Source organism: Wansuia hejianensis, from assembly GCF_014337215.1.
GTDB classification, from domain to species: Bacteria; Bacillota; Clostridia; order Lachnospirales; family Lachnospiraceae; genus Scatomonas; species Scatomonas hejianensis.
On the sequence record NZ_CP060635.1, the window covers coordinates 1,570,437 to 1,595,060 of the forward strand.

General features: G+C 50.5%; 22 protein-coding genes. 3 read left to right on the top strand and 19 right to left on the bottom strand.

Features of this window, described 5'->3' with window-relative positions; all coding sequences use genetic code 11:
- Positions 1-10: 10 nt before the first annotated feature.
- On the bottom strand, positions 11-1,318 hold the full coding sequence (locus H9Q79_RS07210) for an O-acetylhomoserine aminocarboxypropyltransferase/cysteine synthase family protein (protein ID WP_118647811.1): 1,308 nt from the start codon (positions 1,316-1,318) through the stop codon (positions 11-13).
- A gap of 457 nt (positions 1,319-1,775) precedes the next feature.
- Between H9Q79_RS07210 and H9Q79_RS07215 the strand changes: the two genes are divergently transcribed.
- Entirely contained in the window at positions 1,776-3,086 is a 1,311-nt protein-coding gene (locus H9Q79_RS07215) for an MATE family efflux transporter (RefSeq protein WP_118647809.1), read from the top strand.
- A gap of 128 nt (positions 3,087-3,214) precedes the next feature.
- On the opposite strand, the gene nudC is transcribed toward H9Q79_RS07215, so the two are convergent.
- The 7 genes from nudC to H9Q79_RS07250 all read right to left on the bottom strand — a co-directional run bounded on the left by nudC (position 3,215) and on the right by H9Q79_RS07250 (position 10,441).
- Positions 3,215-4,051: an NAD(+) diphosphatase gene (nudC, locus tag H9Q79_RS07220; protein WP_118647807.1), complete on the bottom strand. Its 837-nt coding sequence runs from the start codon at positions 4,049-4,051 to the stop codon at positions 3,215-3,217.
- On the bottom strand, positions 4,048-5,217 hold the full coding sequence (locus H9Q79_RS07225) for an AI-2E family transporter (protein ID WP_249329535.1): 1,170 nt from the start codon (positions 5,215-5,217) through the stop codon (positions 4,048-4,050). The genes nudC and H9Q79_RS07225 overlap by 4 nt, the downstream gene beginning before the upstream one ends.
- An 86-nt stretch (positions 5,218-5,303) precedes the next feature.
- Positions 5,304-6,695 (bottom strand): glutamate synthase-related protein, encoded by a 1,392-nt coding sequence (locus H9Q79_RS07230; protein ID WP_118647803.1) that lies wholly within the window; start codon positions 6,693-6,695, stop codon positions 5,304-5,306.
- A 105-nt stretch (positions 6,696-6,800) separates the two neighbouring features.
- A complete protein-coding gene (locus H9Q79_RS07235; RefSeq protein ID WP_249329536.1) occupies positions 6,801-8,060 on the bottom strand; it encodes an MFS transporter in 1,260 nt (419 codons plus the stop codon).
- Between the two features lie 11 nt (positions 8,061-8,071).
- Positions 8,072-8,869, bottom strand: a complete 798-nt coding sequence (locus tag H9Q79_RS07240; RefSeq protein WP_118647801.1) for a zinc dependent phospholipase C family protein — start codon at positions 8,867-8,869, stop codon at positions 8,072-8,074.
- Positions 8,870-8,930: 61 nt separating this feature from the next.
- On the bottom strand, positions 8,931-9,821 hold the full coding sequence (locus H9Q79_RS07245) for an MBL fold metallo-hydrolase (RefSeq protein ID WP_118647799.1): 891 nt from the start codon (positions 9,819-9,821) through the stop codon (positions 8,931-8,933).
- On the bottom strand, positions 9,818-10,441 hold the full coding sequence (locus H9Q79_RS07250; RefSeq protein WP_249329537.1) for a TetR family transcriptional regulator: 624 nt from the start codon (positions 10,439-10,441) through the stop codon (positions 9,818-9,820). Before H9Q79_RS07250 ends, H9Q79_RS07245 begins: the two co-directional genes overlap by 4 nt.
- A gap of 262 nt (positions 10,442-10,703) precedes the next feature.
- Between H9Q79_RS07250 and H9Q79_RS07255 the strand changes: the two genes are divergently transcribed.
- A complete protein-coding gene (locus tag H9Q79_RS07255; protein WP_118647795.1) occupies positions 10,704-12,089 on the top strand; it encodes a radical SAM/SPASM domain-containing protein in 1,386 nt (461 codons plus the stop codon).
- Between the two features lie 101 nt (positions 12,090-12,190).
- On the opposite strand, the gene H9Q79_RS07260 is transcribed toward H9Q79_RS07255, so the two are convergent.
- From H9Q79_RS07260 to bilS, 3 genes are all read right to left on the bottom strand, one after another.
- On the bottom strand, positions 12,191-12,397 hold the full coding sequence (locus H9Q79_RS07260; protein WP_118647793.1) for an SGNH/GDSL hydrolase family protein: 207 nt from the start codon (positions 12,395-12,397) through the stop codon (positions 12,191-12,193).
- 42 nt (positions 12,398-12,439) lie between these two features.
- A complete protein-coding gene (locus tag H9Q79_RS07265; RefSeq protein WP_118647791.1) occupies positions 12,440-13,807 on the bottom strand; it encodes a sodium-dependent transporter in 1,368 nt (455 codons plus the stop codon).
- 191 nt (positions 13,808-13,998) lie between these two features.
- Positions 13,999-14,493 (bottom strand): flavodoxin family protein BilS, encoded by a 495-nt coding sequence (gene bilS / locus H9Q79_RS07270; protein ID WP_118647789.1) that lies wholly within the window; start codon positions 14,491-14,493, stop codon positions 13,999-14,001.
- A gap of 261 nt (positions 14,494-14,754) precedes the next feature.
- Here bilS and H9Q79_RS07275 point away from each other — a divergent pair, with 261 nt between their 5' ends.
- Entirely contained in the window at positions 14,755-15,624 is an 870-nt protein-coding gene (locus H9Q79_RS07275) for an FxLYD domain-containing protein (RefSeq protein WP_249329538.1), read from the top strand.
- A gap of 112 nt (positions 15,625-15,736) precedes the next feature.
- Here H9Q79_RS07275 and H9Q79_RS18630 read toward each other — a convergent pair whose 3' ends face one another.
- The 8 genes from H9Q79_RS18630 to H9Q79_RS07310 form a co-directional block, all read right to left on the bottom strand.
- Positions 15,737-15,871: an IS3 family transposase gene (locus H9Q79_RS18630; protein ID WP_408646474.1), complete on the bottom strand. Its 135-nt coding sequence runs from the start codon at positions 15,869-15,871 to the stop codon at positions 15,737-15,739.
- Positions 15,872-16,178: 307 nt separating this feature from the next.
- Complete coding sequence (gene nspC / locus H9Q79_RS07280; protein ID WP_118647782.1) at positions 16,179-17,303, bottom strand: carboxynorspermidine decarboxylase; 1,125 nt, start codon at positions 17,301-17,303, stop codon at positions 16,179-16,181.
- 6 nt (positions 17,304-17,309) lie between these two features.
- Positions 17,310-18,515 carry a saccharopine dehydrogenase family protein gene (locus H9Q79_RS07285; RefSeq protein WP_118647823.1) on the bottom strand — a complete coding sequence of 402 codons (1,206 nt, stop codon included), beginning with the start codon at positions 18,513-18,515 and terminating at the stop codon, positions 17,310-17,312.
- An 82-nt stretch (positions 18,516-18,597) separates the two neighbouring features.
- The gene (gene speB, locus H9Q79_RS07290) at positions 18,598-19,455 is read right to left on the bottom strand and encodes an agmatinase (protein ID WP_249329539.1); all 858 of its coding nucleotides are present in this window, start codon (positions 19,453-19,455) and stop codon (positions 18,598-18,600) included.
- The gene (gene speE / locus H9Q79_RS07295; RefSeq protein ID WP_118647780.1) at positions 19,445-20,296 is read right to left on the bottom strand and encodes a polyamine aminopropyltransferase; all 852 of its coding nucleotides are present in this window, start codon (positions 20,294-20,296) and stop codon (positions 19,445-19,447) included. The genes speB and speE overlap by 11 nt, the downstream gene beginning before the upstream one ends.
- 35 nt (positions 20,297-20,331) lie before the next feature.
- Complete coding sequence (locus H9Q79_RS07300; protein WP_249329540.1) at positions 20,332-21,801, bottom strand: aminotransferase class I/II-fold pyridoxal phosphate-dependent enzyme; 1,470 nt, start codon at positions 21,799-21,801, stop codon at positions 20,332-20,334.
- Between the two features lie 502 nt (positions 21,802-22,303).
- Entirely contained in the window at positions 22,304-23,749 is a 1,446-nt protein-coding gene (locus H9Q79_RS07305; protein ID WP_118645660.1) for an InlB B-repeat-containing protein, read from the bottom strand.
- Between the two features lie 13 nt (positions 23,750-23,762).
- Positions 23,763-24,587, bottom strand: a complete 825-nt coding sequence (locus H9Q79_RS07310) for a hypothetical protein (RefSeq protein ID WP_330596961.1) — start codon at positions 24,585-24,587, stop codon at positions 23,763-23,765.
- Positions 24,588-24,624: the final 37 nt, after the last annotated feature.

Sequence of the window (24,624 nt, forward strand, 5' to 3'; positions counted from 1 at the left end):
AAACCCTCCCTTATTTAACCGCCTGAAATGCTTCTTCCAGATCTTCAATGATATCGTCGATATGCTCCGTGCCGATTGACAGCCGGATTGTGTTCTTATAGATCCCCTGCTCCTTTAATTCCTGTTCATTTAGCTGTGAATGGGTCGTGGACGCAGGGTGGATGGCCAGCGACTTCACATCCGCCACGTTTGCCAGCAGAGAAAATATTTCCAGGTTATCAATAAACCTTTTAGCCGTTTCATCATCTCCCTTGATTTCAAAGGTGAAAATCGAACCGCCGCCTTTCGGGAAATATTTCTTATACAGCTCCTGCTGCACAGGGTCAGGAGATACAGAAGGATGGTGCACCCGCTCCACCTGAGGATGACTATTCAAATATTGTACGACCTTCCGTGCATTTTCCACATGGCGCTCCACTCTCAGTGACAGCGTCTCCAGCCCTTGCAGGAACAGAAACGCATGGAAGGGGGAAAGGGTAGCTCCCGTATCTCTCAGAAGGATGGCCCGGATTTTCGTCACAAACGCCGCCGTCCCCGCGGCTTTTGTAAAACTGATGCCGTGATAGCTGGGATTCGGCTCTGTCAGAGACGGAAATTTTCCGGAAGCTTCCCAGTCAAACTTCCCGCTGTCAACGATCACCCCGCCGATGGCCGTTCCATGACCGCCGATAAATTTAGTCGCAGAATGCACCACGATATCAGCGCCAAAATCAATGGGCCTCAGAAGATACGGCGTGGCAAAGGTACTGTCCACCACCAGCGGAATCTTATGAGCGTGAGCAATTTTAGCAACCGCTTCAATATCCGTAACATCAGAATTAGGGTTTCCAAAGCTTTCAATGTACAGAGCCTTTGTATGATCCTGGATGGCTTTTTCAAAATTAGAACTGTCTGATGGATCTACGAACGTAGTCGTTATACCGTACGCAGGGAGGGTATGTTCCAGCAGATTGTAGCTGCCCCCGTAAATATTATTGGCAGATACGATATGATCGCCGTTCTGCGCCAGATTCTGTATGGTATAAGTCACCGCTGCCGCACCGGAAGCCACCGCCAGAGCGGCAACCCCGCCCTCCAGGGCCGCAATTCTCCGTTCAAACACATCCTGGGTGGGGTTTGTGAGCCTCCCGTAGATATTCCCCGGGTCCTGTAGGCTGAATCTGGCCGCCGCGTGATCAGAATTATGAAACACATAGGAAGAACTCGCATAGATCGGCACCGCCCGGGCATCAGTAGCAGGATCAGGCTGCTCCTGTCCCACATGCAGCTGCAAAGTCTCAAATTTCAGTTTCCTGTCTGCGTAAGCTTTTTTACTCATTTTATCAATCTCCTTTTATCTCATCAAATTATCTGCCTTTTAACCTGTTATCTGTCTTTGTCTGCTGCGGCAGAAACAACCGCACATTCGTTCATTTCTTAAAGAATATATTCCGTGGCAGGGTTTACAGATCTGCTGATTTTTCATAACAGCCGCTCCTTTATCATATTATTCCTAGCTATTAAGTAGGTTATTTAATTTTAAAGTAACTATAACCTATTATTCCCAGTATGTCAATAGGTTTTTTATTTTTATTTTACAGATTCATTTGGGAGAAGTGTTACGAAAGTATTTTTGATTACAAAGAATTGAACTATGCCTTGCCTTATGCTACAATATGAATACGGTTTGAAACGCGCCCGTACACAAAGGCTATTTGTGTACGGGTGTTTTTTGTTGTTTCAACTGAATAAAAACGGTATTCTACAAGTTGTTTAATTTATAATCGGGAGGAAATATGAGAAAAAAATATATTTTCAAAGATTTTCTGAAGTATGTGTCGCTGAACATTCTGGGGCAAACGGCGTATTCCTGCTACACGCTGGCGGACACATTTTTCGTGTCTGCTAAACTGGGAACAAATGGTTTAACTGCCCTTAACCTTGCCTTTCCAATATTTTGCCTAATAAACGGAACCGGGCTTATGATCGGTATGGGCGGCGGCACAAAGTATTCAATCCATAAGAGCCGCGGCGAAGACCATAAAGCAAACCAAGTCTTTACAAATGCTGTTTATCTTACAGCATTATTTGCAGCAATGTTTATTTTTGGGGGCTTGTTCTTTTCGGGAATGATTGTAAAGTTATTAGGCGCAGATGAGACTGTATTTTCCATGACAAATACTTATCTGCGGGTTATGATGTTATTCGCTCCGGCGTTCCTAACCAATAATCTCTTGCAGTGCTTTATACGTAACGACAGGAGACCGTCGCTTTCAATGACAGCCATGATTACAGGAAGCTTATCAAATATTGTGCTTGATTACATTTTTATCTTCCCGCTGAACATGGGAATATCCGGTGCTATTTTCGCGACAGGTCTTGCGCCTGTTATCAGTATCATGGTCCTGTCGCCTTATCTTACCGGCAGGAAAAATGGGTTTCACTTTGCAAAATCCGTTCTCAGCGGAAAAAACGCGGGAGAGATACTGTCCGGCGGTGTGCCGCCTTTTCTTACGGAAGCCACCTCGGGCGTGGTCATGTTCCTGTTTAATTTCATCATTCTCCGCATTGCGGGAAATACAGGCGTAGCTGCTTTTGGAGTAATTACAGTGATCTCTCTTGTAGTCATCGCAATCTACACCGGGTTATCGCAGGGTATCCAGCCACTTATCAGCAGAAACTATGGAACACAGAATACAGAGAATGTTAAAGCTATCTTGAAATATGCCATGTATACCCTGCTGCTTCTGTCAGCTGTGATTTATTCTATAATTTGTTTCGGAGCTGACACATTAGTTTCTGTTTTCAACAGCGAAGCGAATAAAGCGCTGCAGGCCTATGCGGTAACAGGGCTAAAACTGTATTTTGCTGCCTGCCCTTTGATCGGATTGAACATTGTGTATTCCACCTACTTCATTTCAACAGAAAAACCACTGCCGGCGCAGGTTATTTCTCTGTTACGGGGTTTCATCGTTCTAATTCCTATGGCGTTATTACTTTCTGCCGCTTTCAAAATGACTGGCGTATGGTGTGCCTATCCGCTGACAGAATGTATCGTCGCTTTCGCAGGAACGAGATTTTATACCTCATCAAGACGAAAACCTTAAATTGCACTCCGCCGTGCACGGAAGCAGCCGCGCCATCATTGTATCCCCCTCTTCTGTGATACAATGATGGCCTGCAGAACCGGCAAGGCTCCTGGCAGACCGGGCAGCAGAGCAGGCTTTCCGAAAAACTACAGCATATATTCTCCTTTTTTGAATCTCGTCATCATCTCTCTCGTTAAAGCAATACGCTCCTCATCCTCCGGAACCTCTTCCGGCGAATACCAGCCTGCCTCCGCAAGCTCTTCTTCTTCCAGCGTGATCCGGTCGTCCTCTCCGTCCAGCTCGCAGAAAAATCCCATCAGCAGCGTTCCCGTAAAAGGCCAGGGCTGGCTTTTATAGTATTTGAGATTCTTGACCTTCAGCCCCACTTCTTCCATCACTTCCCGGTGTACGGTCTCTTCAATCGTCTCACCGATCTCATTAAAGCCGGCAATCAGGGCATATTTCTTATATTCCCGTCCGGCATATTTGCTCATCAGTAACTTTCCGTTGTGCGTCACTGCGATAATGACCGCCGGGCTGATGACCGGATAAACCATGTTCCCGCAGGAGGGACACTTCACCATACGTTCCTTGTGATCCCTGTGCATTCTCACGCCGCAGGCCCCACAGTAAATATGTCTCTGGTACCACTCATACAGCTGATGCCCTGTGATTCCCGCAAACGCCAGTTCCCTGGGCCTTGCCAGGCGGAACTGCCGGACATGTTCAAAATGGTACGTCTCCGGTATCGTCCATTCCACAGGCTCTCCCAGATAAAACTCCTCCTCGTTAATCGCAAACAGGTATGTATAATTCATCTCGCATCCAGAAAAGTCAGACAATGCAGGAAAAAAAATCTGCCCATCCTCCTTATGGGAAATCAGTACCTCACTCCCGCGGTAAACCAGAATCCTTCCCTTCTCATCAGGCGCTTTGTCATGGTATTCGTTATAATATTTCTTTGGTCCTATGTCCTGAATCATGAAATCATTTGTTTCCTTTCCATCCTTTTATGCACTTCTTCCCGCACCAGTGTATAGACCACGGAAGTCAGCGGGATAAAGGCCAGCATGCCCACGATGCCAAACAGGCTTCCGCCCACTGACACCGCCAGCAGCACCCAGATGCCAGGCAAGCCGATGGACCCGCCAACAACTCTGGGGTATATCATATTGCCCTCAATCTGCTGAATGATGATAAATAAGATCACGAAGACAATCGCCTGAAAAGAACTGACTGTCAGAATCAGCAGCGCCCCGATGATGCAGCTCAGATAGCATCCGAAAATCGGGATAAAGGACATAAAAGCTACAATCACAGCAATCAGGACCGCATAGGGGAATCCCCCGATCGCCAGGACTGCAAAATAAATCATGAACAGAATACACGCTTCCAGGCACTGTCCCGTAATAAAGCTGGAAAATGTCCTGGAGCAGAGGTGATACAGCTTCGCCAGCCAGTCAGCTCCCGGCTTAGGCAAAAACGCGCGGACCACCCGGGCGGTCTGCCCGCGCAGCTTCTCCTTTTGTCCCAGGATATAGCAGGCGAATACAAATGCGATCACAAATGTCGAAACTGAAGTGATCAGTTCTCCCACCATGGCAGAGGCCGTGGAAAACATCTCATCCAGTCCGCCGATGCTTCCGGATTTCAGGAAGGTGATCACGTTGGAAAACAGCATAGGCCAATTGGGTTCTTTGCCGAAAATGGTATCCACCTTTTCCAATATATCCGGATATGCGGACAACTGTACATGGAGCCAGCTCTTCAGCCTCGGCACGGCGGATTCCAGGTTGGAAATCGCATTGGTCGCCGCATCTCCCAGCTGGGGCACCACAATCCAGAAAACTGCCAGCACAACACCCAGTATCAGCAGGATAGCCAAGACAATGCTGACTGGACGTTTTATTTTCTGCAATAACCGTTTCTTTTTGGCGAACCGGTTGCCGAAAATCACGCGCTCCAGAAACCGCATCAGTATATTTACAATAAATGCCATCACAAGGCCAATCAAAAACGGTGTGAACAGCCCGATCAGGCCAGTTATGATAGAGATCACCACATCAAACCGGAAGCAGCAGGCCACTACCAGCACAGTAAATACGATCAGGCCTCCGATTTTAAACATTGTCTGTTTATCCAGCTTCATAGATTTTTCCTTTTTTACTTCTGTCAACAGAGCTACGAATGTATTCTATCATATTTTCCCCTCATTGTACAGATGAACAGGTTTGACTACGCATGCCGGATGCTGGTATATTCAGAGATTTCCCGGCTGATCGTACAGAGATCGTCCACACTCAGGTCGTGCAGCCTCTCATGGCCGGTGATTCTGGCGAAAGTCTTCAGTTCTTCCAGGGACACATTGAAGAAATTGGCCACCCTGGCTGCCGCAGCCTCCACCTTCAGACGTTCCCTCAATTCCGGCTTCTGGGTTGCCACGCCCACCGGACAATTCCCCGACCCACAGATCCTGTACTGCTGGCAGGCGGCCGCGATCAGAGCGGAGGATGCCACTGCCACCGCATCAGCCCCCATGGCAATCGCCTTCGCGAAATCGGCCGACACCCGCAGGCCTCCTGTAATTACCAAAGAAATATCTGAGTGTATGGAGTCCAAATACTTTCTGGCTCTGTGAAGGGCATAGACCGTCGGGACGCCGGTGGCCTCCCGCAGCAGCAGCGGGCTGGACCCCGTGGCCCCTCCCCGCCCGTCTATCGTGATGAAATCCGGCTCCGCGTACACACAGAATTCCAGATCCCTTTCGATTCTCCCGGCGGCGATCTTAATTCCGATAGGCCGCCCGTCAGACTCATTCCGCAGACGGTCAACCAGCTGTTTCAGATCTTCTCTGCCATTGATCTCCGGAAATTTGGAAGGACTCTGGACATCCTGCCCCGGTTCCTTGCCCCGGAGAGCCGCGATCTCAGGCGTCACCTTTTCCCCCGGGAGATGGCCGCCCATACCTGGCTTCGTCCCTTGGCCGATCTTTATTTCGATGGCATCCGCCCGCTGCAGGTTTTCTCTCGTCACACTGTATTTGTTGGGAACATATTCAAATATGTACTTGTAGGCCGCTTCCCTTTCCTCCGGCAGAATGCCGCCCTCTCCGCTGCACATGGCGGTCCTGGCCGCCGCGCTCCCTTTCGCCAGCGCCACCTTAATTTCTCTCGAGAGCGCACCGAAGGACATATGGGATACATAGACCGGGTTATTCAGAATCAGAGGCTTCTTGGCATTCCTTCCGAGCACTGTCGTCGTAATCACTGGGTCTCCGTCATTCAGCGGCGGCGGATTCAGCTGCGCTCCCAGAATCAGGATATCGTCCCAGTCCGGCATGGCCATCCTGGTGCCCATAGCTCCCCCGATCGTCTTCCCGCTTACAGCCATCTCATGAATCACATCCATATAGCGGCATTCCGGGTCGACTCTCGCATATGCCGGATCATAGCGGAGCTCCGGCCCTTTAGCAGCAGGCGCCGCCGCTTGCTCAGCCTTTCCGTCCGGCTCCGCTTCCTTCTCCAGTCTGAAAAATTTCTCTGCCGGCGCATGACAGACCGGGCAATGCTCCGGCGGATTTTCACCCTCATGTACATAACCGCAGACGCTACATTTCCATTGATCCATTTTCAAACCCCCTTATCTGTAATATTACTTTTACAATATCAGTAATGATTACTAAAGTCAAGCAAGTTTTCCAGATTTACAGATTTTTCGGAAAATTCCTTTTGTCTATTGATTTGCCTCTCTCCAATCCTTCGCCAGCCTGTCCGCCCGCAGCAGCAGGACCAGCCCTATCCCGAATATAACCGCCATCGCCCCCACTCCCAGGTTCATGCTTCCGGTCATCTGGCTGACTAAACCGATCAAAAAGGTTCCAAGAAAAGAAGCTCCCTTCCCGCAGATGTCGAACAGTCCGAAATATTCCCCAGCCTGCTCTGCCGGTATCAGCTTCGCGTAATAAGAACGGGACAGTGACTGGATTCCGCCCTGGAACATCCCCACACAGACAGCCAGCACATAGAATTGTGCCTGAGTTTTTAAAAACACTGCATAAACGGCAATCCCCAGATAAGCGATAATGCATACGGCGATCAGACGGCCTGCCGGATATTTGCCTGCCAGCCGCCCGAACAGGATCGAGAACGGGAACGCCACAAACTGGGTGGCCAGCAGAGCGATCAGCAGGCCTGCTGTGTCCAGCCCCAGCGCCGTTCCGTATGCCGTCGCCATATCTATGATCGCATATACTCCGTCGATGAAAAAGAAAAACGCCAGGAGAAACACGAAGATATGCTTCTGTTTCTTCACCTGCAGAAAGGTCTGGCCCAGGCGCTTCAGGCTGTCCCTGACAGGACGACCTCCCTCCTCGGCAAAATGTACCTGACGGTACTGCTTCAGCAGCAGAATCGATGACGCTGCCCACCAGAGCGCAGTGATCAGAAATACCGCTGCCATGGCAGCCACCAGCGGTATCCCCAGCGTTCCATGCCCAAGGCTCAGCCACAGGCAGACCCCAAAGGGGATACAGCTTCCGATATAGCCCCAGGCATAGCCATAGGATGACACCCGGTCCATCCGTTCCCCAACCGTAATATCCGGAAGCATCGCGTCATAGCAGACCAGGCTGTCCGCATAGCCGATCCGCGCGATTACGAAAATCACCAGAAAACACTGCCAGGTGCGGGCAAGCCCCAGCGCCCCGCAGGCGGCGGCGCCCAATGCCATACAAGCGGCAAACAGCCGCTTCTTATAACCCTTCTGGTCAGACATCCCGCCCAGCACCAGACCGGCGGCGGCGGCGATCAGCGTCGCAATAGAAGCTGCATAGCCCCAGGTTGCCAGATAATCCACGGAGGATATGCCGGCATTTCCTGCCAGCGTGTCGTAATAAACAGGGATGATAGTAGATACCAGAAGGATAAAGGCCGAGTTGCCTACATCATATAGTATCCAGGCTCTTTCACTTTTTGACAGCTTTTGTCTGTTCATGCCCCCACCTCTCATTTCACGCCAAAGGTGTGGTCAAACCTTTTTCCCAGTCTTCGTCCCCGTTCCAGGTGCTCTGTCATCTCTTCTATCATGGCCGGGGCTTCCCGGATCCCTTTCCGGTACAGACGGTATAGTTCCCGGTCACTGTCGGAAAACTGCGGGTCTCTTTCCCTGGTGATCATCATGCCGTGCATCTCCGGATAATTTCCCGAAAGCTTCAGGATCGCCCGCACCAGACGCCGCTTGCCGGCCGAGGGGGCTGTGAGTAAATTACAATTTTTTATCATAGAACCCATGGCCTGATACACCTGCTCCACAGTAGCAGGCGCGTAAAAGGGGGCGATGATCTCCGCGCTTTCCTTCGACGGAATGATGTGATCTGCCAGGCGGTGAGAAATAGGATTAATGCCGTCATGGACCATCAGCGCTCGGTCAAAGGCGCCCTCGATCTCCGTATGCGTGACATGGCTCCGGCGGATTTTCTCTTCCACGTAGGGATGGCAGAGGCTGTCCAGGGTAAAATGACAGACCACTCCGCACAGATACGCCCAGGCGCCGCCATAGCTGGAACTCTCCTTCACCACGCGGGCTCCCCGCTCAATGAAAGCTCTTCCTGTCCAATCATGAAGCTGATAGCCGATCTGGTTCACCGGATTGGCGCACAGGGGCCGGTAATAGAACATTAGGTCAGGCCCGTGCAGACCTGTCAGATAAAGTGTCCGGTATTTAGAAATACGTGCGGACACTTCTTCAGGCAAATGGCAGTATACTTCGCATCCAAACCGGTAGTGTGCATAAGTTGATGGCATATTTTATCCCTCACTTTTCCATTCTCTCATGCAAAGTATAGCCTTATTTGATGATTCTAATTCATACTTCCCAGGTCAGGAGGCTCCCCTCGTCCACACCACGGTCATACAGGCTGCTGTCAGCTTCCCACCTGACCCTGGTGCTCCCGTCCTCCATCCGGACCAGCAGGCGGTCCTGTGCTGCTTCTCCATCCGGCCGTCCCTCACATCCGAAATCAGGCTCTTCAATCTCCGCTACCCGGCCGCATTCCCACTGCTGCCCGTCATGGGAGACAGATACTACCCGGCCCTTCTGCTTCTCATCCTCCAACGAATCCAGAAAACGGCCCACCGTGCCGAATTCCTTCCACATGTGCATAGGCCAGACATAATCTGCATCCACATGCTCCAGAAAATACCGAAAGCCTTCCGCATACCACTCTTCCAGCCTGGGGTCCAGCGGGCAGAAGGCCACGTGAATCTTCTCACCCTTCAGCTTCTGAATCTCACGCCGGTATTCCGCCACCATCTGATTCCGGTGCTGCTTAGAATCTCCCGGCCACGACCAGCAGTTCAGATCACCGCCGTGATAGATCTGATATTCCCCGCAGCCGACCAGAAAGGCAACTCCACAGTCCGTAGAACACAGCGTGCGGATCCGGAGGGTTTTGTCCCCCGCATCCAGGCAGACTTCCTCTCCGGCCGTCATATAATGGATGCGCTCTTCCGGCCCTCCGATCTTCCGCACTTTCCTCCTGGTATCCCTGGAAAGCACATAGGCCGCCCGGCCCGCCAGGGGTTCCATGGAAAAAATCTGAGGGTTGAAGTGATCCTGGTGCTGATGGCTCACAAAAAACACTGCCTCCGCGGGATCTGAATCCAGCGGCAGGCAGCCTGTCTCATAATCAAACACCAGCAGCAGGCCGGAAATCTCCACCGCATACCCGCTGTGCCCTAAAAAAGTAATCTTCATATCTCCACCTCGCCCTTCCTACAGCGGCGTTCCCGTCTAGCCGACGTCATAATATCCATCACAATCTGCTGCAGATAGACCTCCAGCGCCTCCAGCTCACACTCATTCCTGTGGTGAAGCCACCAAACGCCAGTTCTGATGATCGCGCCGGCCAGCAGCTCCCCCTCCAGCGAAACCGGAACCGAGTACTCCCGTTCCTCTACCGGAACGTCCTTCAGTCCATCCTCCAGCAAGCCCGCCACATAGGCGTGGAGGGAATCCAGAAAATAACTGCTGCGGTTTACTTCACAGATGACCCGGCAGACCTCATACTGACTCTGAACATATTCCAGTATATTGCCCATGATCTCTACGATCCGTTCCGGTCTGTAAGGCTCTGTATCCTTGCGCTCCGGCACCAGCATTTCCCGGAGCGTGCTCCAGTAATACTGCAGCAGATCGTATTTGTCATCAAAATAATTATAAAAGGTAGCCCTTGGGACCAATGCTTTTTCACAGATATCAATGACGCTGATCTTCTCAAACGGCTTCACCTGCAAAAGCTGTGTCAGTGCCAGCGTCAGGATCTTCAAGGTCCGCCTGGCAGCCATAGTTTTTCTCTTTCTCGCATCCAGTTTCATACTGTCGCTCCTTTGGTTTCCCATTCATAGAGATTTGTCCCTAAATTTCCCATTCGCCTGATTTTGTCCGGCGACACTTTCCATAATCTGTCTAAATCTGTACACATTTAAAAAATCGGGGCTTGTTCCCCGGTTTCAGATATTATATCATGCATTCAGATACCTGTAAACGGTTAGAATATTACAGTTCAGCCCTGAGACGAAACTGCAAGGAAACCGTGAAATGAAAATTGACATAGGAAAGAAATGGAGGAACACACAAATGGCTAAGGCTGATTCACTGTTACACAAAGCCGAGAGGAAAGCATTTGAAGTCGCAATCGATGCTGCAATCAAACACACCAATAAAGACCGCCAGAAGGCACTGGTCCAGTTTGTGGACCTGGCTGAAAAAGTTCTGGGAGACACCTGGAGCAAGGGCGCTTATGAGAAACTCCGTGAGATCTTCAGGGACGAGAACAGCAAGTGGATGAAGTTTGCCAATGACCTCTTTGACAATACCGACCCCAAGCTGATCAAGCTGGCTGCTCTCAATCTGGGATATGAGGCAGGCTTCCGGGGCTTCCATATCACACAGGAAAACGCCAAAAAGTACGGCTGCAGCATCCCCTGGGTCCTGCTGATGGATCCGACCAGCGCCTGCAACCTGCGCTGCACCGGATGCTGGGCGGCGGAATACGGCCACAAGATGAACCTAAGCTACGAGATGATGGATAGCATCGTAGCCCAGGGCCGTGACCTGGGAATCCATGTATACCTTTTCACCGGCGGCGAGCCGTTAGTACGCAAGGCCGATATCATCCGTCTCTGCGAAAAATACCAGGACTGCGCGTTCCACTGTTTCACTAACGGAACGCTGATTGACGAAGATTTCTGCAAAGAGCTGCGCCGGGTGGGCAATTTCGTTCCGTCAATCAGCCTCGAAGGCTTCAGGGCTGAAAATGACGCCAGAAGAGGGGAAGGCACCTTTGACAAAGTCATGCACGCCATGGACCTTCTCAAAGCGCACAAGCTGCTGTTTGGCACTTCCATCTGCTATACCAGCCAGAATTATAAGACAGTCACCTCTGATGAATTCCTGGATATGATCATCGGAAAGGGCGTCCGCTACACCTGGTATTTCCACTACATGCCCGTAGGCAACGACGCCTCTACCGACCTGCTTCTGAACCCGGAGCAGAGAGAATACATGTACCACAGAGTGCGGGAAATCCGTGATTTCGAGGGCGGAAAACCAATCTTCGCCCTGGATTTCCAGAATGACGGTGAATTCGTCAGCGGCTGCGTGGCCGGAGGTAAATATTACTGCCATATCAACCCCAACGGCGACGTGGAGCCTTGCGTATTCATACATTATTCCAGCGCCAACATCAAGGAAAAATCCCTGCTTGAGTGTCTCCAGCAGCCCCTGTTCCTGGAATACCAGGCCAACCAGCCCTTTAACGACAACCACCTGCGGCCCTGCCCAATGCTTGAGAACCCGGAACGCCTTCAGGAAATGGTACACGCAACAGGCGCCAAATCCACCGACCTGGAAGCGCCCGAGACCTGTGAACATCTCTGCGGCAAATGTTCCCATTACGCGGAAGAGTGGAAACCCGTTGCAGAAAAGCTCTGGGACAAAGATCACTTCTCCAGAAAAGACTGATCTTTAAAGGGGTGTTGCCCGGTCACTGATATTCAGCGCCCGGGTAACACCCCTGATTATTTACTGTTTTCTATTGCTGCGGTATTTAACCGCCCGTTCTCTTAAGTCTTAACCGCCTGATCTGTGAAGCTGCGATACCATTGTTCCGCCAGAATCCTGTCCCCCCGGCCTGTCAGATGAATCCCGTCCACTGTCATCTCTCTGATCCCGTACTGCTCTGCCGCCCGGTCCAGCACATCCTGCAGTGGGACGAATTCTGCCTTATACAGAGCTGCGAGCCGGCGGATCACGAAACTCTCCTGTTCCATTATTTCCTCCCGGCACAAAATCACACCACAAAACAATTACAATCAAAAATAAGTAGCCAAACCGTATATAAAGATAGCGGCTACGATGCAGGGCAGCACATAGGCACAATATCTCCGGAGCCAGTCAGGTATCTTTGGTCCGTTCCCCTCATTGGCCTCCGCCCGGAATTTCTTCCAGCCCCATCCATAACGACTGGTACAGAACAGCACATAAATCAGTGATCCCAGAGGCAGCAGCAGATTGCTCACCAGGAAGTCTTCCAGGTCCATGATCCCGTTGCCGGCTTTCAGAGGCTCAAATCCGGACCAGAGATTGAAGCCCAGCACACAAGGCAGGGACAGGAGGATCAGCAGCACGATGTTGAAGAGCGCCGCCTTTTTCCTGCTCCACCCAAACAGATCCGCCCAAAAGCCGAGTATATTCTCAAATACGGCGATGATCGTAGAAAACGCCGCAAATGCCATAAAGACAAAGAAAAGACTTCCCCAAACTCTTCCGCCGGGCATAGAATGGAAGATATTGGGCAGCGTCACAAAAATCAGCTTGGGACCGCTGTCCGGACTCACACCATAGGCAAAACATGCCGGAAAAATGATAAGGCCGGAAACGATCGCCACAAAGGTATCAAGTGCGGAAACTGTAACGGCTTCCCCCATCAGCGTCCTGTCTTTGCCGAGATAGCTGCCGAAAATAGCCATAGCGCCAATGCCCAGGCTCAGAGTGAAGAATGACTGGTTCATGGCCGACACCAGGACGTTGCCCACCCCGGTTTCCTGCATCCGCTCTACGCTGGGAACCAGATAAAATGCCAGCCCTTCTGCTCCGCCAGGCAGAACGATACTTCTCACCGCCAGGATCACCATGATCGCCAGCAGCGCAAGCATCATCCACTTTGTGATCTTTTCCACACCTTTTTTCAATCCCAGTGAACAGATGAAAAATCCCAGGACTACTACGATCACCATCCAGAAAGCCATCGTCTGTGGGCTTCCTGTCATTTCACCGAACACTGCTTCCACAGCCTCTGGCGTCTCCGTAGTCTCGAATCTACCGCTGGCCATCAGGTAAAAATAGTGGAGCATCCAACCAGCCACTACTGTATAGAACATCATCAGGATATAATTACCGGCCACGGCCACAATCCCATGCAAATGCCACTTCTGGCCCGGCTTCTCCAGCTGCTGGCAGGCTTTCACCGCACTCCTCCTGCTGGCCCGTCCGACCGCGAACTCCATGGTCAGTATCGGAACTCCCAGCACCACCAGGAAGAACAGATACACCAGTACAAATATCCCCCCGCCGCTGTTGCCAGCCACATAGGGGAACCTCCACACGTTTCCGATGCCGATTGCGCACCCGGCTGAAATCAGAACAAATCCCAGCCTGGAACTAAACTTCTCCCTCTCCATCTTTAGTTTCTCCCTTAATATTCAAGTCTTACCGCAGACGGTCCGGAAACCTCCCGGCAGCCCGCAATTATTATACAGTATATCGGTTTCCCCTTAACTGTGTCAATTCAACGCGGCACCAGTTTAGTCCAGTGCCGCGTCAATCTGATTGCTTATTCAATTCTTTCTTAACAGAACTGACTGTCTGCCGGTTACAGCTTTGCAGCGGCCTCTTTAAAAACAGCCTTCAATCGCACCAGATCCTCCTGATCCGGATGAGTCAGCGCCTTGTCAAAGTTAGAAATCATCAGGTCATAATGTGCTCCCTGATTGGGCACCTCCTCCTTCAGCTTATTATATCTGTCTCTGATCGCCTGAGGCATCTTCCCCTGGCACATAAATCTTCCGATCACATCATTGGAATCGTTCAGGTTGTCCTCCACCGCATCCAGCACACCGTCAAAATACGTCTGGCTGTCTCCAAAGCCGGCAGTGCCAAATAAAAAGATTTTTCTATTATGAAGTGTCTTCAAAAGCTTCCGGGATGACTCATCCGCACCTCCCTGGTCGGTCCAAAATCCCACACATACCAAGTCTGCCTCCTCCGGATTCTCTACCTTCGTCTCTCCGGCCAGCAATTCTTCAATCACCTGCCCCAGCATTCCGGTGTTTCCGGTAGCCGATGAACAAAACATAGCGTATTTCATGATGATAACCTCCTCTCCTTATTTTGAACCATTATAACACCATAGTTCCGTTTCGTAAATGCACCAGATAACAATCTTTATTCCGGACTTTACCGTCATGATTTAGATTGAGTTTTGTATTTATCCGTTTTTCCGTATATCTAATATTTACATAATTTGCTTTATCATATACAATAAAACCATATAATATACTCGCCGAGAGAATGTATTAATTCGCCGCTGGCGTTTTAATAAATTATCACTATAAGGAAGGAATCACAAATGAAAAAGAGAATTACAGCAATTTTATTAACATCAGTTTTAGTTTTATCCATGTCATCCTGTGGAAACTCTGAATCACAACAGCAGGTCGAAGAGTTAACCGCACAGCTCGATCAGCTTCAGGAAGACTATGATGCATTGAAAGAAGAGTTAAAGGCTGCGCAAAAAACGGCTGAGGAACACACTGTTGAAAATAAGGATGCCCCGATAGAACAAATTACAAAAGAAGAAACAGATGAAAAATCAGAAACTGCTGATGAACCTTCTTATGAAATCACTTACCAGAACGCTATTTTTCATACTGATGAATATGGATACATTACCACAAGATCAATTGCAGAGGTCAAAAACACAGGCGAAGCTGATTTATATCTTCCATATGGTTCATATGATCTCAAAACACAAGACGGAAGCATTGTTCATTCATCAAAATTTTTCCGTCCGGCACCTCAGATAATTGCCCCTGGCAAAACAGGATATTATTTTGAAAATGTATATATGGACGAAGGCACTCCTACGGAAGGGATTTCCATTACGCCGTATATCACTCCGGAAACTTCCAAATTAAAGAATTATCGTTTGGAAATAAGCAATACCGCTATTTTTGATAAAGAGTATGGTGGAATAGATGTTCACGGAGAAGTAACCAATACAAGTGATGTCGCTCATGAATATTTGGATATCATGATTGTGTTTTTTGACAGCGAAGGACATAGTATCGGCCAAGCTTATGATTTGATAAGCGAAACGCTCCAACCTGGAGAAACAAGAGGTTTTGACATATCTGCAAGCGACCTGCCAACTACGATAACAACAGCTGATATTGCAAAGTATCAAGTTTACGCATTTCCTGAACAGTATCAATATTAATAACAAATTTTCATTTTGGGGCTATCACTGAATTGCGTGAACCGCTCCCTGTCAAGTAGACAATCCAAAAAATATAAGTTTTTTATGCCAGCAGGTCTTCCTGCTGGCAGTTTTATGCTACCTGCAAATTGTACATCTCGTGCTTTCCCTCTGGTGTTATTACTCCTAAATTTCTTAGTAACCGCCTTTTGTTGTAATATTCGATATAATCATCTATCATCCCAATCAGAGACTTTCTTCCGGTAATTTTTTTCCATAATCATATCCCCTGTCACTGTGAAACAGAAGTTACGCATCTGGGTTAGACTTTACTGCAGCATCGAATCTTTCAAAAACCGACTTATTATCGTTGTGATCACGGATCGCCAAGAAGACAATCTTTCTGTCATATAAATCCACAATCGCATTAAGATAAACCTTGTGTTTTTCAATCCCGATATACTAGTGGAATTCTGTTACATCCGTCAGCCATTTCTGATTTGGCGCTTCCGCTGTAAATTCCCTGTTCAGTACATTTTCTGCGATATACTGTGGATTTTTTTAATCTCAGATAATTATAACCTCTTCTTAAAATCCTCATAACCGAACTGCTTCCAGACCCTGCAGTCCCCGTCTTCTTCTTCCAGCGCGATGGCCGGAAGTCCGATCCCGTTGAAAGTGTTATTTTTCACCATGGTATAGATGGCCATATCCTCGAATACCAGCGTTTCACCCGGCGTGAGTATATGGCTGAAGGAATAGTCGCCGATCACATCTCCGGCCAGACAGGTAGGTCCGGCCAGGCGGAAGGTATATTCTTTCTCCCCCGGCTTTCCGGCGCCCCGGAGTGGAGGACGGTAGGGCATCTCCAGCACATCCGGCATATGGCAGGCAGCGGAGCCGTCCAGAATGGCGATATCCAGGCCGTTTCTGCCCAGCTCCAGCACTTTCGTGAGAAGGACCCCGGCATTCAGGGCGATCGCTTCTCCCGGCTCCAGATAGACTTCCGCTCCATAGCGCTGCCGGACCCTGCGAATACATCGTTCCAGCAGCTCCCGGTCATAATCTGCTCTGGTTATGTGATGGCCGCCGCCAAAATTGATCCATTTTACCCCTGAAAGCCATGGGGAAAATTTTTCCTCTACTGAGCGGAGCGTCAGCTCCAGCGCATCGGCGTTCTGCTCGCAGAGCGTATGGAAATGGATTCCCTCAACGCCCTTCATCAATTCCTCCGACAGCTGTCCCGCTGTCGTTCCCAGTCTTGAACCAGGGGCGCAGGGATCATAGATCGCGTGGCCTTCCTGGGTAGAACATTCCGGATTAATCCGTATGCCCACACTCCTTCCGGCCCTCCGCGCCCGATCTTTATACCGCCTGGCCTGTCCCGGAGAATTCAGCACGATATGGTCACAGTATTTCAGGATTTCATCGAATTCTTCTTCCCGGTAAGCGGGGGAAAATATGTGATTTTCCCCTCCCATCTCTTCCGCCCCCAGCCGTGCTTCAAACAGGCTGCTGGCCGTCGCCCCTGAGAGATAGCTCCCGATCAGAGGATAGAGCGCATACAGGGAGAAGGCTTTTTGCGCCAGAAGTATCCGGCATCCGGTCCTGTCCATGACTCCGTTCAGAATCTCCAGGTTTTCACGGATTTTTTTTACAGATATCAGATAGCAGGGTGTTGGCAGTTCCTCTCTTCTCATCCGCTGTCAGTCCTCTACCAGCTCCGGCGTCTCGCTGACCTTCCAGGGCAGCCCGAACCGGTTCAGCGCATCCATGAAAGGATCGGGATCAAACTCTTCGATATTATAAACTCCCGGCCCTCTCCAGGTTCCGTTCATCACCAGCATGGCTCCGATCATGGCCGGAACGCCTGTGGTATAAGCAACTGCCTGGGAACCTACTTCCCGGTAGCATTCCTGATGGTCACAGACATTATAAATATAGATGTTCTTTTCTTTCCCGTCCTTTTTCCCGCGGAAAATGCATCCGATGTTGGTCTTCCCTTTTGTCCTCGGCCCCAGAGATGAGGGGTCCGGCAGCACTGCTTTCAGGAACTGCAGCGGCACGATTTCTTTGCCCTCGTAAAGGATTGGTTCAATGGAGGTCATTCCCACATCTTCCAGGCATCTTAAATGATTCAGATAACTCTGCCCGAAGGTCATGAAGAAACGGATTCTCCGGATGCCTGGTATGTTCAGCGCAAGAGACTCTATCTCCTCATGATGGAGCAGATACATATCCTTTGGCCCCACCTCAGGGAAATCGTAGACTTTCTTGATCTCCATGGGCTCCGTCTCCACCCAGCGTCCATCCTCCCAGTAAGAGCCTTTGGCTGAAACCTCCCGGATGTTGATTTCCGGATTAAAATTCGTCGCGAAGGGGTAACCGTGGTCTCCCGCATTGCAGTCCAGAATATCAATATAATTTATTTCATCAAAGTAATGCTTCAGCGCATACGCGCTGAACACCCCTGTCACTCCTGGATCAAAGCCGCTGCCCAGAAGCGCAGTGATCCCCGCCTCCTCATACCGCTTCCGGTACGCCCACTGCCATTTATATTCGAACTTCGCCGTATCCTCCGGCTCATAATTAGCCGTATCAATATAATGAGTCTTTGTCGCCAGACAGGCATCCATGATCGTCAGATCCTGGTACGGCAGCGCCAGATTCAGCACCACGTCGGGCTTTACCTCCTGTATCAGCCGGATCAGGGCATCCACATCGTTAGCGTCTACCTGAGCAGTGGTAATCTTCGTATCCGTTGTCTTTTCCAGCTTCTCCTTTAACGCTTCACATTTGGCCACCGTCCGGCTGGCTATGCAGATCTCTGTAAATTCTCCACTGTTCTGGCAGCACTTATGAATCGCCACACTTGCCACGCCCCCGCAGCCGATAATCAACGCTTTTCCCATCTTCATCCATCCTTTCTCATTCTGTTTCGCCTGTTACAGGCTTTCTATCTCTATTTTAGCTTTTTCTTTCTTATTCTACTATTCAGTGCTGCATTCCGAGCAGCAGTTCCCGGATCAGCTTTCCGGCAGCCGCCGTTGAAACCCCGCTGGCATCATAATGAGGGCTAAGCTCCACCACGTCGCAGCCGACGATCGTGCTGTTTTCGCAGATTTCCAGCAACGCTTCCAACAATTCCATAAAACCCGCGCCTCCGGCCTCCGGCGTACCGGTACCCGGAAATACTGACGGGTCCAGGACATCCAGATCCAGCGTCAGGTAAATGGGACAGTCGGAAAGACGCCGGACAGCGTCTCCGATTCCTTCCAGACGGAACGGATGCATCTCCACATGGCCTCCTCTGGCCCATTCAAACTCTTCCCGGTCACCGGACCGGATTCCAAACTGAAAGATATGCCCGTCTCCCAGCAGCTCCCAGCAGCGCCGCATCACACAGGCATGAGAATATTTTACTCCCAGATAATCATCCCTCAGATCCGCATGGGCGTCCAGGTGGATGATTCTCAGATCACTATATTTCCGCCTGACTGCGCGGATACTTCCCAGTGTCACCAGATGTTCGCCCCCGATCATAAACGGACGTTTTCCGTCCTCCAGGATCCGGCCGCACCGCTCCTCAATAAGCTCCAGGGACAGGCCGGTATCTCCCATCGGCAGCTCCAGATCCCCGCTGTCAAAGACTCCGGCCTCAGACAGGTCCCTGTCCTGATAGGGACTGTAGGTTTCCAGCCCGAAGGACTCCATCCTGACCGCCTGGCAGCCGAATCTGGCTCCGGGCCGGAAAGAGGTGGTGGAATCAAAGGGCGCGCCGAACAGTACAGTTTCCGCCTCATCATATCCACAGTCACAGCCGATAAAGTTCAGCACATTTTTATTCAACATCTTTTACTAGCTCCTCCACGTATGCCGGAAGCGCAAAGACACCTGCATGCAGCCTCGGCAGATAGTATTTCGTCCGGATGCCCAGAAGCTTCCAGCGCACGCCGTCCATGTCATCCAGCGGATGGTATTTCTTGGAGGCGAACCCGAATAGCCAGTGTCCGGATGGATAGGACGGGATATGCGCCTGATAGATCCGGCTGATGGGAAAGGATTCTATGATCCGCTTATGCATCCGCTGGCACTGGAATGCTTCTTCCCTGTAAAAAGGACTTTCATGCTGGTTGACCATGATCCCGTCCTCGTGGAGAGCATTGTAGCAATTCCCATAGAATTCCTTCGTAAACAGTCCTTCCCCCGGGCCAAAGGGATTGGGTGAATCTATGATAATCAGGTCATAGGCATCTGCCTTCGACCTGACAAATCTCAGCCCGTCTTCGTGGTAAATCTGCACTCTTGGGTCATTGAGGCTGCAGGCCATCTGGGGAAAATATTTCCTGCATACCTCCACCAGCAGAGGGTCCACCTCTACCACGTCGATCTGCTGAATCCCGTCGTATTTCACCAGCTCCCGCACCACTCCGCCGTCCCCGCCGCCGATTACCAGGACGTGCTCCACATTGGGATGTACAGCCATGGGTACATGGCTGATCATCTCATGGTATATGAATTCATCCATCTCCGTCAGCATCAGGTCGCCGTCGGCCACAAGGATTTTCCCGAATTCTCGGGAATCCAGCACATCAATGCGCTGATATTCACTTTGGGCCGAGAATAGCTGCCTGTCTATTTTGATGGACAGCTTCACATTTTCCGTATGCATATCGGAAAACCACATTTCCATAGTCAGTCCTCCTCTTTTTCCATTTCACAGTCTTCTCACCGCGCCGCGCTCATGACTCCCTTCAGCACGTTCAGATAACGGATGTCAGAATCCTCCGGCCCCGTCATGGAGCAGCCCTTTTCCTTGGCATACACGATATAATCCAAAATCTCCTGTGTGATCGCCTCACCCGGAGCCAGGATCGGTATACCCGGGGGATAGCACATGACGAACTCGCTGCAGACCCTGCCCGCCGCCTGCTCCAGCGGCACAGCCTCCTTTTCCGCGTAAAAGGATTCCTGCGGTGTGGTCACCACATGAGGATCGATATATTCCTGAGAAAGCATGCCGGCCTTATCCTTCTGATATCTCCGTTTGACCTCAGACAAAGCACTGACCAGCCGCTCCACCTCCTGCCGGCGGTCGCCAATGGACAGATAGGCCAGAACATTCCCGATATCCCCGAATTCAATCTGGATATCATACTCATCCCGCAGAATGTCATAAACCTCAATGCCGGCCAACCCGATCTCCAGCGTATGTACAGAAAGCTTCGTTGTATCAAAATCATAAATGCTGTTCCCGTTGATTAGTTCCCGTGAAAACGCATAGTATCCGCCGATCTTATTGATCTCCTCCCGGGCATATTCCGCCAGAGCTGCCACTCTCTGAAACGACTCTCTCCCCCGGAGCGCCAGATTCCTCCTGGAAATATCCAGGCTGGAAAGCAAGAGATAGGAGCCGCTGGTAGTCTGGCTCAGATTGATGATCTGCCGGACATATCCTTCCTTCATCCCTTTCCCGATCAGAAGCAGTGAGCTCTGCGTCAGGCTTCCGCCTGACTTATGCATGCTGATAGAAGACATATCGGCGCCCGCTTCCATGGCAGAGACAGGGAGATTTTCACCAAAATAGAAATGTGTCCCGTGGGCCTCATCCACCAGGACTTTCATCCCGTGCGCATGGGCCAGCTTGACAATCGTCCTCAGATCAGAACAGACCCCGTAATAGGTGGGATTATTCACAAATACCGCCACAGCATCCGGATTCTGCCGGATGGCCTGTTCCACCTGAGAAACCTTCATGCCCAGGGAAATGCCCAGGCTGGGCTTCACGTCCGGGTTCACGTAGATGGGCTTCGCTCCGCAGAGTACCAGCGAGTTAATGGCGCTCCGGTGGACATTTCGGGGCAGTATGATCTTGTCGCCTTTTTTGCAGCAGGATAAGATCATGGCCTGCACGGCTGAGGTGGTCCCTCCCACCATCAAAAAAGCATGGCTGGCGCCAAAAGCTTCTGCCGCCAGTTCCTCCGCTTCCCGGATGACCGACACCGGATGGCAGAGGTTGTCCAGAGGCTTCATGGAATTCACATCGATCCCCACGCACTTCTCCCCCAGCAGCTCCACCAGCTCCGGATTCCCCCGACCATGCTTATGTCCCGGTACGTCAAAAGGCACCACCCGCATCCGGCGGAAACGTTCCAGTGCCTCGTAAATGGGCGCTTTCTTCTGTGATAATTCAGACATGATTTTCTCCCTCACTTTCCATATCGGACGCACGGCCATACCGGCTTGCCCGTCCGGGGCTTTTATAGTAAAAAAAACGCAGGCAGGAATGCTGACAACATTCTTGCTTGCGTTCTGATTATCTATCTATCAAAAGGTCTTGTGCCTGCGGCAGAGTACCGTAGACATATAGAGACCTTCCGCCTCCGGCGGATATGCAGATATATTTTCATTAGAGTCTATATAGCAAATATTTCACTTTTAATACTCTTATTGACCGTTTCACAAGTTGATGTGTTGCATCCAACACCGGTTATGAAGTAACCAACTTATAAAATTTGAGCTTCTAACTCAATCAATAAGGCAACGCTGTTGCCAAAATATTTGCATGGAAACTCTAATCGAATCTGCGTTCCATACGCTTTGTATTATATAATAAAACCCTCCGGAAAGCAAGGGATTTTAAAAATTAAACGGCTTACACATTCAGCCAATTTATAAAAGCTGTACCATATACCCTCCTCTAATCCTCTTCGGCAGCCATTTCCCACTGCAGCCTTTGTCTTGCCAGCTTCGCTCTGGCCTGTTTGCGCCGCCTTTCTCTTCTCACATGCAGCACAAACAAATACCAAGAAATCACTAATACTGCTATGGACACGACTACAGCCGGTAAAATCAGACTTCCCTTGCAGCCCCGTTCCGCATCTGCCGGTTTCAGAGCCATCTGCACACGGGGGCCGGATTTTCCGGAATCATCTCCCTCCCCTTCCCCGGCTCCCGTGGGAACCGGTTCGCTCGATACCGGTTCCGGAGTGAAATTTACTGACACCGTATGATCTGACTGAATGTTCTCCAGCGTATATCCGTCCGGATAGGCGGCAATATCCACAGGCGTACCGTCCACAGCGAGGGCGGACAATTCATAACCCGGATTCGGCGTATAAGTGATGGGATAGCTTTCTCCTCTGGAAACCCGGGTGGAGCCTTCGGTGACCGTTCCCTTATCTCCAGTCACATTCACCGTGAAGTAGTAGGGCAAAACTGTCCGGTAAAAACAGCATCTTCTGCCGCCAGAGCTATCTACCACGTTGACTATCGTCAGAAAAACCCCCTGTTCCAGCTCGCAGATAGATTCCGCCTCAATCTGGATATAGTCCATCAGCTGAAAATCCAGAGGCACAGATGCCACTGTCGTTCTCCTGGAAAGGGAATAAACATGCATATATTCTCCAATATTCATTCCATAAGTGAGAGGAAAATTGATCACATAATCCCCGCTCACACAGAGATCCTGAAAATTATATCCCGGCGAGGGATCGGCCGGTCCCTGATCATCCAGCAGCTGGAAATTTTCATCCAGTATTTTTATGCTGTAGCCGCCCGTCCCGTCTGTCTGTATCACATATTGATTTTCTTCCCTCCGGTATCCGATTCCCAGGATATTGTAGCTGTCGCTCACCTTGATTTTCCCCTTCAGAGCAAGCGTATTGGGGTCCATGACATACAGGCACCCCCCGTTGTCCCCATGTGTATTTGTATACAGGGCCACATAGATTTCCCCGGTATTGGGATTGTAGGCCATTCCGTTGCCATGCTCCCAGTCGGTGTCCGCCACTCGCTTCGCCAGGGAATACTGCTGGACTGGTTGGCCGTTCTCATCTACAGAATTCCGGTAGTACGCCGATACAGTATCCGGCTGGCCCGGATCGTCGGCGGTATTTTCAATACTGATAATATAATGTTCTGTGACACATACAGACTGCATCACGCCATTAGGGGTCAGCAGCGCGTCTTCAAATAGCTTTTCCCAGGTGATATGGGAGAACGCTTCATCTCCCGCAATTTCTGCGCGGCAATCGGCCGCAGTTCCCTTCAGGACTGCGGCTGACAGCGCCATCATACAGATAGCCGTCCTTATTCTTCTATATCTCCCGTGCTTTCCCCTCAAAATCTCTTTGTTTCCTTTCACTCGCCGTTTCCCGTCAGCTTCTTCGGAGGTTCTCTTCCCCCCTGCAGGTGCAGGGCGCATAGACCACGCATTTACCGCATACTTCGCTGCCCACGCTGTTCGCTTCCCCGTACTGGTTGACGTAAGAGCTGCCAAATTCCGTATATTTCAGAGCATTAAGCTTCAGCAGATCATAGCATTTATGGCGGTCATAGCCCTCCAGCGTCAGCGCCCCTGCCGGACAATGCTTCACACAGACCCCGCAGCTGCCATCTTTTTTATAGAGGCACTGCTCTTCACCGCAAACGGAATCCGGTTCCACATCCAGGTTTGTCACTACGGTTGTATACCGTCCGCAGCATCCGGCCTCTGTAATCAGCATGTTATTGACGCCGAAGGTCCCCAGCCCCGCCGCATAGGCAATATGCCGATGGGACCAGTTGCTTTTTAGCTGTTTCTGATCGAACGTGAATGCTTCAGGCGATACAGCCCCCTGATATCCCTTTCCTTCCAGAAAAACGATCAGGGCCTGGTTCAGTTCACCCAGCATGGCATTAGTAACCTCATAAGCCAGGGCCCATTCTTCCGAAGCATACGGTTCCCCCACCAGGTTTGTCCTCGCCAGATCACGGGTAAACGGCACGAAGCAGGCGATCACGATTGACGCAGCCGGAAGCACGTCCTTCGGCAGGCCATGTTCTGGCCCGACGATCTCTTTCAAACGGAGGATATATGGATTCTCAGCATCTGCAAAACCCACCAGCGGCTTCCTCCAAAAATTTATCCCCTTTTTATCCTGATAATCCAAAACAAAATTTTCTATCCACCGTGTAACAACGGTCTTCAGTTTCTCTGGCATTCTGAAAGTCTCCCTGTGATCTGCCGTTTCATAATTT